13 protein-coding genes and 1 pseudogene are annotated in these 10549 nt (G+C 61.9%); 5 read left to right on the forward strand and 9 right to left on the reverse strand.

Features of this window, described 5'->3' with window-relative positions; all coding sequences use genetic code 11:
- Positions 1-51 precede the first annotated feature (51 nt).
- From QM600_RS11625 to QM600_RS11635, 3 genes are read left to right on the forward strand one after another with little or no spacing between them, the layout of a single operon-like run.
- Positions 52-1437 (forward strand): putative nucleotidyltransferase substrate binding domain-containing protein, encoded by a 1386-nt coding sequence (locus QM600_RS11625; protein ID WP_283261611.1) that lies wholly within the window; start codon positions 52-54, stop codon positions 1435-1437.
- A complete protein-coding gene (locus QM600_RS11630) occupies positions 1434-2252 on the forward strand; it encodes a Fic family protein (protein ID WP_283261612.1) in 819 nt (272 codons plus the stop codon). The genes QM600_RS11625 and QM600_RS11630 overlap by 4 nt, the downstream gene beginning before the upstream one ends.
- Positions 2252-2935 (forward strand): TetR/AcrR family transcriptional regulator, encoded by a 684-nt coding sequence (locus tag QM600_RS11635; protein WP_283261613.1) that lies wholly within the window; start codon positions 2252-2254, stop codon positions 2933-2935. The genes QM600_RS11630 and QM600_RS11635 overlap by 1 nt, the downstream gene beginning before the upstream one ends.
- A gap of 22 nt (positions 2936-2957) precedes the next feature.
- Here QM600_RS11635 and QM600_RS11640 read toward each other — a convergent pair whose 3' ends face one another.
- From QM600_RS11640 to QM600_RS11660, 5 genes are all read right to left on the reverse strand, one after another.
- On the reverse strand, positions 2958-3242 hold the full coding sequence (locus tag QM600_RS11640; protein ID WP_283261614.1) for a hypothetical protein: 285 nt from the start codon (positions 3240-3242) through the stop codon (positions 2958-2960).
- 12 nt (positions 3243-3254) lie between these two features.
- Entirely contained in the window at positions 3255-3578 is a 324-nt protein-coding gene (locus tag QM600_RS11645) for a hypothetical protein (protein ID WP_283261615.1), read from the reverse strand.
- A gap of 95 nt (positions 3579-3673) precedes the next feature.
- Positions 3674-5248: an HNH endonuclease signature motif containing protein gene (locus QM600_RS11650; RefSeq protein ID WP_283261616.1), complete on the reverse strand. Its 1575-nt coding sequence runs from the start codon at positions 5246-5248 to the stop codon at positions 3674-3676.
- A gap of 124 nt (positions 5249-5372) precedes the next feature.
- Positions 5373-6233: a cytochrome c biogenesis CcdA family protein gene (locus QM600_RS11655; RefSeq protein ID WP_283261617.1), complete on the reverse strand. Its 861-nt coding sequence runs from the start codon at positions 6231-6233 to the stop codon at positions 5373-5375.
- A 6-nt stretch (positions 6234-6239) separates the two neighbouring features.
- The gene (locus tag QM600_RS11660) at positions 6240-6950 is read right to left on the reverse strand and encodes a DsbA family protein (protein ID WP_283261618.1); all 711 of its coding nucleotides are present in this window, start codon (positions 6948-6950) and stop codon (positions 6240-6242) included.
- Between the two features lie 119 nt (positions 6951-7069).
- Here QM600_RS11660 and QM600_RS11665 point away from each other — a divergent pair, with 119 nt between their 5' ends.
- Complete coding sequence (locus QM600_RS11665; protein WP_283261619.1) at positions 7070-7558, forward strand: hypothetical protein; 489 nt, start codon at positions 7070-7072, stop codon at positions 7556-7558.
- On the opposite strand, the gene QM600_RS11670 is transcribed toward QM600_RS11665, so the two are convergent.
- The 3 genes from QM600_RS11670 to QM600_RS11680 all read right to left on the reverse strand — a co-directional run bounded on the left by QM600_RS11670 (position 7551) and on the right by QM600_RS11680 (position 9695).
- Positions 7551-8510, reverse strand: a complete 960-nt coding sequence (locus QM600_RS11670; RefSeq protein ID WP_283261620.1) for a M56 family metallopeptidase — start codon at positions 8508-8510, stop codon at positions 7551-7553. The genes QM600_RS11665 and QM600_RS11670 overlap by 8 nt on opposite strands.
- Complete coding sequence (locus QM600_RS11675) at positions 8507-8878, reverse strand: BlaI/MecI/CopY family transcriptional regulator (protein ID WP_283261627.1); 372 nt, start codon at positions 8876-8878, stop codon at positions 8507-8509. The genes QM600_RS11670 and QM600_RS11675 overlap by 4 nt, the downstream gene beginning before the upstream one ends.
- Positions 8879-9014: 136 nt before the next feature.
- A complete protein-coding gene (locus QM600_RS11680) occupies positions 9015-9695 on the reverse strand; it encodes a methyltransferase domain-containing protein (protein WP_283261621.1) in 681 nt (226 codons plus the stop codon).
- 59 nt (positions 9696-9754) lie between these two features.
- Here QM600_RS11680 and QM600_RS11685 point away from each other — a divergent pair, with 59 nt between their 5' ends.
- Positions 9755-10234 carry an SRPBCC family protein gene (locus QM600_RS11685; protein ID WP_283261622.1) on the forward strand — a complete coding sequence of 160 codons (480 nt, stop codon included), beginning with the start codon at positions 9755-9757 and terminating at the stop codon, positions 10232-10234.
- A gap of 125 nt (positions 10235-10359) precedes the next feature.
- Here the strand turns inward: QM600_RS11685 and QM600_RS11690 are convergent.
- Positions 10360-10549 (reverse strand): annotated as a pseudogene (locus tag QM600_RS11690) (pyridoxal 5'-phosphate synthase lyase subunit PdxS); the annotation flags it as partial.

Genomic DNA, 10549 nt, shown 5'->3' on the forward strand with positions numbered 1-10549 from the left:
CAGCGGCAGTCGGTGACGCGGGGCGACGCGGCACAGCCTTAGATGAAGGACATGAACGTCGTCCGCGATCCATCCATGCGCCCGGTCGGTGAGCTGTTGCGCGGACCGGCACTGACCTGCACGCCCCAAGCAACTGCCGCCGACGCCGCCCGCGCCATGACATCCGCGAGCCGCCGCTACGTACTCGTTCCACTCGGCGACGGCCGGCTCGGCATCTTCACGGACGGAGACCTGCGCCGGCGGGTCGTCGCTGCCGGGCTTGGTACGACAACTCCCATCGCCGAGGTGATGACCACCCCCGTGCAGACGGCGACCGCCGACAGACTGGGCGCGGACGTGCTGCTCGACATGCTCGAACGTGGCATCCGGCACCTACCGATATTGTCCGAACGCGGGGACGTCTTGGGTGTGGTCGAGGACGCCGACCTGTTTGCTACCGCTACTCGGAGCGGATTCCTACTGCGAGGCAGCATTTCCCGCGCGGCCGATGCGGACGAACTGGTGGCTGCGACGGCGCGGATACCGGAGCTCGTGGTCGGACTGTGGCGAGCGCGAATAGCGGCGCTCGACGTCAGCGCCATCACGTCGGTGATCATGGACGCCACTGTCACCCGCGCTGCCATTCTGCTCGCGGATTCAGGGTCCACCTGGCTCTCTCTCGGCAGTATCGCCCGCCGCGAAGCCATGCCGAGCTCCGACGTCGACAGCGCCCTGATCTGGGCAGACGGCAATCCGGAACGGCAGGCTCGCGAACTCGGGTACGGAAATCGGGTGCATGCACTGTTGGAACGCTGCGGGCTCCCTTCGGACGCCAACGGGGCGATTGCGTCGAGTTCGAGGTTCGCTCGTTCCGAATCCGATTGGCTGCGCGGGCTGGAAGGCTGGCTCGCTGATCCGTACGCCGATCAGGGCGTAGTCATGGTGTCGCTGCTCGCCGACAGCCGCGTCGCGTTCGGCCACAACCGGCTCGCCCTGTCCCCCGCCGTCTTCGAGCGACTGGGTCCGGACTCACTGCGATTGCTGCTGAAGGACGCCGTCGAAGGCAAGGCCCGGATGCACTCGCTTCGCGAACGACTCACCCGCCGAGCCAATACTGTCGACATCAAAGCGCAGGGCGTCATGCCGATCGTGAACATCGCGCGCTGGGCCGGGCTGGCGGCCGGCTGCACCGACCCGTCCACCGCGGTTCGGTTGCGAACTGCAGCCGGCGCTGGGGTATTGCCGGACGACGACGCAGCAGTGCTCGCGGAGTCGTTCGACGCGCTGGCCCAGATCCGGCTGCGGCACCAGTGCGAGCAGATCGACCGCGGCGAAACTCCGACCGACGTCACCCAACTGGACTCCCTGACACCGCTGCATCGGAGCCTGCTCGCGAGTGCGGTTCGCGAGATCGCCGGGGTGCAGCGCAAACTCGCCTACGCGGGACCACCCGCATGACGGAACTGACCGCCACACAGCGGCACGCGGTCCGTCAGACCGTGGCCGCCGAACGGCTCGAGGGATGGCAGCCACACCGCGAAATCCTGACCGATCTGAATGAACTGGCCACCGGCACACTCACGTACGAGGACTACATCGAACGTCACCGCCGAGACGCCGCCGCTCGACCGGTCCCGCACCGGCGACGACGAATAGCGCTACCCCGCCCGTACCTGGTCACGGGAACCACTGTGCTGCGCAACAACTTCGGATTTCGGGACTCTGCCCAACTGCGGGACGTCGAGTTCGCCGCGACGGCAGCCCGGCTGCTACAGGCCCACCTTCGGCCCGTACCGTCGCCACGATTGGTGGACGCCGACCATATCTTCGGGCTGCACCGGCATGTTTTCGGCGACGTATTCGGCTGGGCGGGGCAACAACGCATCGTCGATATCACCAAGAACGGCGACACCTTCGCACCACTCGGGGCGATCGGCCGCTACCTGCGTGAGGTCGAGATCGCGGTAGCCGCGACGGACTGGCATCGCGTCGACCGGGGCCGCCTCGCGTACGCATTGGCAACCGTCTACGTCACCTACAACCATGCGCATCCCTTTCGTGAGGGCAACGGCCGCACCGGCACCCTGCTGCTGCACCAGCTCACCAGATCGACCAGATTCCTCCTGGACCTGTCGAGCATCGATGCGGCGGAATGGGTTGCCAGCTCGCAAGACTCGGCCCCATTCCGCCGCACCGGCGCACCGTCGCCGCGCCCGCTGATCCCGCTGCTGCGACGCGCGCTCGTGGACCGCCGTGATGGAAGGATGGTGTGATGACCACTACCGGAGCGGGCCGTCCGAGGCTGTCGACACGCAAGCGTCCCGGAGCAACTGCACGCGACGAGATTCTGGATGCGGCGGCCGAATTCTTCACAACCGGCGGGTTCACCACCACATCGACGCGGATGATCGCCGATGCGGTGGGCATCAGACAGGCATCTCTCTATCACCACTTCGCGAACAAGGAAGACCTGCTGGCAGCACTGCTCGTAGAGACGGTCACCTCCCCCGTCGCATTCGCACAGCAACTATCGGAGAGTGAGGAACCTGCCACCGTGCGTATGTACGCCCTGACATGGTTCGACGCCCATCAACTGGCGACCTCGCGATGGAATCTCGGCGCCCTGTACCTACTACCTGAGCTGCGAACCGAACGGTTCGAGCCGTTCCGCGCCCAACGCAGGATACTCATGGACCTCTACACCGAATTCGCCGAGGACGCGCTGGTTCAGATCGATCCACGGCGCGATGTCGACATCCGTACCGCTCAGTTGCCGTTCCGTCTCGTCGAGACCGTGATCAACACAAGGTCGGACGTCGAGGCGGAAAGCGCCGGCACCCCACCGTCTCCCGACGTTATCGCGGACGCGGCAATGAGGGTCCTGGGGTGGACGGGATCTATCGATGAACTCACTTCTCGCACGACGACACTGATCGCTGAGTACGCAGAACGATAGCGCGGAGACGTTCCCCATCTCGCTACTGACCAAAAGTGAAGCGCAGGTTTTGATTGATGAGTTCGTTCACGCTGCCATTCGGTGGACCAGCGAAATCGAAGCGGATTCGTGCATCTGGGCGGGACGGCCAGATCGAGGTCCATACGACGAGATCCGGTTCGATGGCTTCTGCGATCGTGGGTCGCAGCTCGTCGTCGTGCAGGATGAGCCACGGACGCGCGGGGTCACGATCAGGACTAACGAGAGCTTCGTAGACGATGTGACGCGGCGGTGGTTGGGTGCGACATCGGCTGGCAATTTCAGGCATGACGAACTGTAGCTAGGCTCCGATGTATCCGGTCGCGGGGTTGATCTGGAGGAGGAAGTCGCGGATCGACTCGCGATGCTCGTCAATCGTGGCGGGCTCAAGTGCAGCGGTTGGTGAGTTCGCTAGGTCCAGAACGCTGCCATAGGCCACGTGCCGAGAGCTTGAAAATCCGTACCCTTTGTTCGGTCCGGATTCCCAGTCGTAGTCACATGCGCCCGGTTCGTCTGGACGAAGCGTCACTGTGGAGATCTCCCAGTCGACAGTCAAGGCGAACGGCCCATTATCTGCAGTCGGACGGCTGTCACCCGCCAACTCGTCGCGTTCCTCGGTATTCATCATCCGAGCCTGTCACAAGAGTGCACACTGGTCTCCCGAATTATCTCGACCGCAGCGCCTCTCACCTCCGTAAATCGCCTAAGAATGACCACACTTCAGAACGGCGGTGGATCATCCCCGTAATCAACAGGCTTCCGCCCACGCACCACAACCACACGCCCCACCACCCTCGCACGCACCCGCATCAACCGCTGCAACAGCCGAGTCCGCTTCCGAACTTCCAGCCGCCGCTCTTGCCGCGCCAACTTTTCGAGCCGAACATCCATCCGCGCACGCCGACGACGGCGTTCACCCCGGATCCGGGCAGGCTTGTTCTCCAACCTCGTACGCCTCCTGGGCCCACCCTCCGGCGGGATCGGATCCGGTATCTCCGCCAACAATCCCGCCGCCCGGGTCCGGTAACAATGCCCCGTCGGAGAAACCAGGCCAACCGTCCGATCGGAGTTCGGGGTATGCAACCAATGCCCGGAATGCTTGAGCCGATGATGATTCCGGCAATACGCCGACAGATTCGACGCGGTCGTCTTCCCGCCGCGAGCAGGATCGGCGTGATCGAACGGCACCAGATGGTCGAGGTCGCAATTCCACGCCGGGACATCGCAGTGCAACCACTGACAACTCCCCGCCGCCGCCCGCAGCCACGTATCGAGTGCCGTGCCGGGGCGGTAGACGAACGCCGATGCCGGGACTTCCTCTGCCGGCACTCGCACCTCCTTGACGATGGCGTCCTTCGCGATGTCCCGCGCGTGCTCGGCACTGATCGCCCCGTACCCGTCCAGATGCGCCGGTTCATCGCCGCCGGGAGTGCCACAGCCACCACCCTGGAACGTCGACTCCGTCATCACCACAACCACCAACGGACGACGCACCACCGTCAATCCACTACGGTCCTGCGGGCAATCAACTCTTCCGCAGTCACACGGCAACACCGCCGAACCATCCAGCAACGCACCCAACGCATCCGCCCGACGCTGCTCGTACGTCCGCGAATCATGTCGGCACACCGAGAGAGCCAACTCTCGCAACCGGCCGTCGAACAGTCGGGCTTGTTCCGCCGGGATACTTCCCACGATCCGGGCCATCCCGTCCTCCATCGCACTGACCCCGACAAACCTCTCCGCCAACGCACGCCGTCGCCGCTCCCGCATCCCTTCCGGATCCACCCGCGCCACGATCCGATCGATCACGCCCGTCAACCGCCGACCCGTCAACCCCGTCCCACCATCCACAGCCGGAGCCAAGATTTGTTCCAGGACAACGCGTTCCACCTCGTCGATCAACTCCTCCGAGACGTTCGCGGTCGCGGATTCGATCAAGGAGACCCGATAGAGATCCAATTCTCCGCGCGCCATCGCCGCCCGGGTGCGGTGCAGACGGGTTTTCAACGCGAATCCGAGTCCGATAAGTTTCCCGGCGCCGGCACGCCCCATCGTGAGCACCGCGCCGATTTCCGATTCCGCCAATTCGTGCGCTGTGGACGACCAGGTGCCGGTGGCGGTGCGCTCGGCACTACGCCGGGTGAAGAACTCCGCGACCGCAGCAAGTTTGCGTTCCACCAACTTCGCTTCACAGGAATGCAGGTCGGAGATGAGATCGATGAGGGCGCAATCGGATTCGGTACCGGTCAGCGGTGCTGACAGGCCGTAGTTTCCCACCCCCGACTCGAACATTCCTCCACCGTATTCGAAACTATGTTCGGAGACAATGGCCACAGCAAAGTGGTCGGAAAAGTCCGAATATTGGTGAAACATTGAGGGCTGCCTGCTTTTTGGGTCAGATTCCCCGCACTTGAAGCTACACCTCAGATTCGTTTTCGTCGGCGGTATCAGCTGCATCTGCCCGCATCCGTCGGATAAGTCGAACCGTCAGCACCACGAGGGCTACCAGCACTAGCGCCAGCAGAATGCCGAGATCGGAAACCTTCTCTGCCACATTGCCGGCGGCGACTTGCAGTGAGAACTGCTCATCGACGCCCATCAGTGCGCCGAGATTCGCCGTTCCGTCGGTGAACAAAAACAGCATCCCGATGGCTATGAACAGCAACCCTGAGATCAGCGATGTTGTATGCGTGGTCAGCGGACCGATCTTTATCGACCGCCCTCGAAGCCAGCTTCGCCGACCGAGATCGAAGCGGTCCCACACCAGGGCAAGCAGGAACAACGGCATCGCCATTCCCAAGGCGTACAACGCCATCAGAACCGCGCCGTACCCCGCTGAACCACCGGAAACTGCAACAGTGAGAACACCGCCAAGCAACGGGCCTGAGCAGAATCCCGCAAACCCGTACACCGCGCCGAGCACAAAGACCGACACTGAACCCGACACCGTGATCGACTGCGACGCTCGTTGGGCCGGCGCGAAGGCAAAGCCTTTTCCCAGAACTGCAAGAACACCGAGGACGATCAGAACGACGCCGCTGATCAGGGTTATGAGCGTCCGGTGCTCGACCAGGACGGACCCCATCATGCCGAGTCCCGCACCGAGCGGCATGAGGACGGTAGCCAGACCTGCGTAAAAGAGAGCGGTCCTCATCGCGAGGCGTCCGATCCCGTCGAACGCGTAGGCAAAGAATGACGGCAGCAACAGTGCCGAGCAGGGGCTGACCAGCGAAAGCAGGCCGCCGAAGAAGGCTCCGACCAATCCGATATTCGTCATTAGCCGCTAGAATCCCGCAGCCCGATCAATTACCTGTTCGAAGGTCGTCAGAGGTTGCGCTCCGAGGACGGGAGTGCCGTTGACGATAAACGACGGAGTGCTCGAAATGCCGATCATCTTGGCTTCGTACATGTCTCGCGAAATCGCTTCGTCAAATTTCGAACTTGCGGCATCAGCGTGGAATTGCTGGAGATCGGGTACACCGGCCTTGGCGGCAATGTCATGGAGTGTTGCCGCGGCGAGGTCGGGGTGCCCTCGATCAGGGGCCTGCGAATACAAGGCCGAGTTGTACTCCCAGAACTTGCCCTGGGCGGCCGCAGCGCGACCGGCCCGCGCTGCCGCAGTTGATTGTTCACCAAAGATCGGCAGATCGCGCCATTCCATTCGCAATACGCCATCGTTGACGTACTTCTCGATCAGCGCGGGCTCAGTGTCGCGACTGAACTTCGCACAGAATGGGCATCGATAGTCGGAATACACCACGAGCGAAACTGGCGCGTCCACGGAGCCGACGGCCAGCGGGTCGCCGCTGATACGTCGTGAGTGATCTCCGGCGGGACCCACCTTGGCCACAGCCGGCGGTGTCAATTCGCCTGATTTTTCTTCACCGTTGTTGCCGATCACGAGCACCGTGCCGAGCACGACAGCCACCACTGCCAGGATTCCGATCAACCAGAATTCTCGACGGATTCCAGGCTTTTTGCGTGTTGCTCCCACGGATAACCTCTCGACCTGACTGGCATGTACGCACGCTTAACTACTATCAAGGATAGTAGTACAACTACTAAGCTACTTAGTAGTTGGCGAAGGCGCCATCCACCGCCGGAGAGGACTCCATGCCCGCCCCAGATTCCCCGCAGAACGCCGTTACCGAACGAAAATTTCGTACCCGATCCCACTGGCTGCGCGCCGCTGTCGCGGGAGCGGCGACGGCACTCATCGTCGGGATTCCCACTGATATCGTCGATACAGCCCTGTTCAGCAGAGAGATCCCTGTTCGCTGGTGGGAGTACCCGGTCTTCGGTGCGACTGTGCTGCTTACCGCTGCCTGGTTCGGAATCCAAGCGCCACAGCGCAGTGAAGAACGCCCAACCAAGACGTACGCAGGGGTTGCGCTCGCGTTGTTCGCAGTCGGCTGTCCGGTATGCAACAAACTCGTCGTCGCGGCGCTCGGAGTTTCTGGGGCACTCGGGATCTGGGCGCCAATTCAGCCCATACTCGCAGTGGTTTCGCTTATCCTACTCACCGTGGCCGTAACCTATCGGTGGCGCCGACGCGATTGCTCTGACGACACATGCACAACTGACCTGGCCACCGTCAGGTGAGACAGAAAAGGGCAACCGAGCCGAAACCCACTGCGATGACAAGAAACAACGGCAATGCCGATAGCAGTGCACCCACGGGATAGTCGACGGCAGACGAAACATGTCCTCGCTCCGGCATCGCGTCGAGCCAATGAATCCGATCCGATACTGCTGTCGGCGAACGGAATGTCTTGCCCAGCGGATCATGCCGACTATCGACGCGACGCCCGGATGACCGCACCAACGCAGATCGAACTGCCTCGGCCCCAAATTCGCGGGCGGCATGACGATCTGCCGCCAGTTCCGTCAGAACACGAAGCCAATCAGGCGCTTGTCGGCACAACGGAACGAACGGTAGTGCTGCACTGAGAATTTCGGCAAACAACACCAACTGATGGTGCCTGCCACGTAAATGCGCACGCTCGTGCCCAAGTATTGCCCGCTGCTGTTGCGGCGTAAGAGCAGACAACCCGTCGGTCGCAACGACGACGCCCCGACCGGTTGCGATACTGTATGCCGCCGGGCGGTCACTCTTCAGCCACAGTGTTTCCGATACACCATCGCGAGATGTTTTATGGCACACCAATTTCAGCATCGCCAGGTGCTGAGCAGTGTGCTGTCGGTGGCGTGAGACCAACGTGAATCCAATGAATCCGATCCGAAGTACAAGCGCGATCGCCGCTGAAACAAGGGCCAGTTGCGCGAAGGGCATCCACGCAAGTTGATCGTCGTTCTGCAGTGACTCGGCGCAGGTCAGTACCAGTGATCGCAGGCGCGGCATGTACTGCCCCGGCCGTGTTACCAGCGCGACCGGGGTCGCTACCAGCGTAAGTACAAAAAGAACCAGCGAGATCGTCCAAGCCGAGAGCGCGAGGCTCGGGTTGCGGGTGGGTGACAGCAACGGTCGGAGATAGCGCGGTGCCGTGACGCCGATGACGAGCGCGGCCGCGCACAGGCTTGCAGCGAGAATCACTTGTGCTTCGACGTTCTGCGCGCCGCGCGGCGAAGAATCTTGGATTCTTCGTCGCTCGCCGACCTGGCGAAGTGCAGCATGACCTGTTCAGCATTCCCGCTGGAGCGGAGCACTTCGCGGAGCAGTTCGACAGCCTGCTCCTCCCGTGACCGACTGGCGCGGTAACGGTACGCACGTCCGTTCCGCTCACGGGTCACCATGTGCTTGGAGTGCAAGTTATCCAGAACCGTCATCACGGTGGTGTACGCAAGTGGACGAGGAGGCGTGAGTCGGTCCATCACGTCTCGGACTCGGAGTGCCGAGTCCGCTCCCCACAGCACCTCCATGACTGCTGCCTCGAGGTCACCCAATCCGATCACAGCTGGCACCATTTCCGTCTCGAGTTCCCTAACGGAGCCATGCTATCGGGAATTGAACAACCGCCAGTCGCACAGCCCGATCGGCCACCCCCTAGTCGGCGCTTTCTCGACAGGACGCGCCACTCGGCAGAGCCGAGAAATCATTTCAACGGATGCAGACGAGCATTTCCTGAGCATCCATCTCGAAGTCGTAGTCCGCCGCGACGATCTCGGTTTCGACCCCTTCGGCATGCAGCACCTTCCGGAGCTCATCAAGATGCTCATATCGCTGGTGGGTGACATGGGAGACCAAGGGAAAGATCCGTATCTCTTTCCGCGCCACTCGGAGCAGTTCACGAACGAACTGCAGGTGAGTCGCTTGGTCGAACCGATCACCATAGGTGAATAGGAGGTGTGACGACAGGACCAGATCGAAGGAACGGTCATCGAACGGCAGATCAGGAAGTGCGGCAGCAACATACGAGTCAGGATTCTCCGCCACATCCCTGACGAAGTCCTCAGACGCCTGCAGTCGATGACTCAGATGGTGATCGGCATCGGTGAAGAATTGGCCAGCGAATTGTTCGGGATTCGCTTGGACGTACTGGTTACCGCGAACAGCCTCGGCTCGCGCATTCGCCACGGTTCGGGCCATATCGCCATATGCCACATCGCAGGCCGTCACGGCAGTTCCACGCTCTCTGGCAACGGCACTGAACGACGCGGCGCCTGCCGGGCAATCCAGAATTGTGCCGGCAAGATCGGCATCGGTGATGGCGAACATCGCGACATATTCGACGAAGGATCTGGAGGTGACAAGCATGTCGCCGATTCCGGAATTGATCATAGGTTTCTCTCGAGCGTTCACAACCGTGAGACTAGCCTCGCTCGTGGCAGCATGAGCTCATGCCAGTCATCGAGTCGAGTGTCGAGATCCCGGTAAGCGCTCAGATCGCCTTCGCTGTCTCTCAAACCACAGGAACGACTCGATTGCTGTGGGATCCGTTCATTGCGTCGCAAAGTTTTCTGGACGGAGCCGACGAACCCGCGCGTGGTGTTCGGACCCTGACCCACCACCATTGGCATCTGAAAATGATCAGCCAATACGTGTCTTTCAATCCTCCTACCAATGTCGGGATGAAGATGATCGAGGGACCATGGTTTCTCGAAAATCTAGCCGCCGGATGGCGCTTCGTACCCGTGGACGGCGATCCCGACAGAACTGTCGCGACGTGGCGTTATAGCTTCACGTGTCGTCCGAAATGGCTCGCTCCCATCGCTGAAACGATCGGAGTGCGAGTGCTCGGCCGCGATATCGACAAACGCATAAGCGGATTCGCGAACGGCTGCTCGAATCCCGAGGTTCTCGCCACACTCGAACGCTAGCCCGACGAACACAGCGGCGGCGGGGGCCGCTTCTGCAACCACCGCCGCCACACCGACCATGGTCAACCCCAACGGACCTAGGGATTGAAGGTCAGAAACCTAGCCGGATTACCGACTCGGGAAAATCACCAGCCGCGCTCAGCGAGACGGTGACCGACGGGCAGCTCGTCGACGTTGATGCCGACCATAGCTTCGCCCAGTCCGCGAGAAACCTTGGCGAGCACGTCCGGGTCGTCGAAGAAGGTGGTGGCCTTGACGATTGCCTCGGCGCGCTGCTGCGGGTTACCCGACTTGAAGATTCCCGAACCGACGAAC

This window comes from Rhodococcus sp. IEGM 1379, from assembly GCF_030056815.1.
Classification (GTDB): Bacteria; Actinomycetota; Actinomycetes; order Mycobacteriales; family Mycobacteriaceae; genus Rhodococcus_F.

Excerpts from the sequence above, each read along its gene's own strand:
- QM600_RS11625 (WP_283261611.1), top strand. The coding sequence starts at position 52 with ATGAACGTCGTCCGCGATCCATCCATGCGCCCGGTCGGTGAGCTGTTG.
- QM600_RS11630 (WP_283261612.1), top strand. The coding sequence starts at position 1,434 with ATGACGGAACTGACCGCCACACAGCGGCACGCGGTCCGTCAGACCGTG.
- QM600_RS11635 (WP_283261613.1), top strand. The coding sequence starts at position 2,252 with ATGACCACTACCGGAGCGGGCCGTCCGAGGCTGTCGACACGCAAGCGT.
- QM600_RS11640 (WP_283261614.1), bottom strand. The coding sequence starts at position 3,242 with ATGCCTGAAATTGCCAGCCGATGTCGCACCCAACCACCGCCGCGTCAC.
- QM600_RS11645 (WP_283261615.1), bottom strand. The coding sequence starts at position 3,578 with ATGAATACCGAGGAACGCGACGAGTTGGCGGGTGACAGCCGTCCGACT.
- QM600_RS11650 (WP_283261616.1), bottom strand. The coding sequence starts at position 5,248 with ATGTTCGAGTCGGGGGTGGGAAACTACGGCCTGTCAGCACCGCTGACC.
- QM600_RS11655 (WP_283261617.1), bottom strand. The coding sequence starts at position 6,233 with ATGACGAATATCGGATTGGTCGGAGCCTTCTTCGGCGGCCTGCTTTCG.
- QM600_RS11665 (WP_283261619.1), top strand. The coding sequence starts at position 7,070 with ATGCCCGCCCCAGATTCCCCGCAGAACGCCGTTACCGAACGAAAATTT.
- QM600_RS11680 (WP_283261621.1), bottom strand. The coding sequence starts at position 9,695 with ATGATCAATTCCGGAATCGGCGACATGCTTGTCACCTCCAGATCCTTC.
- QM600_RS11685 (WP_283261622.1), top strand. The coding sequence starts at position 9,755 with ATGCCAGTCATCGAGTCGAGTGTCGAGATCCCGGTAAGCGCTCAGATC.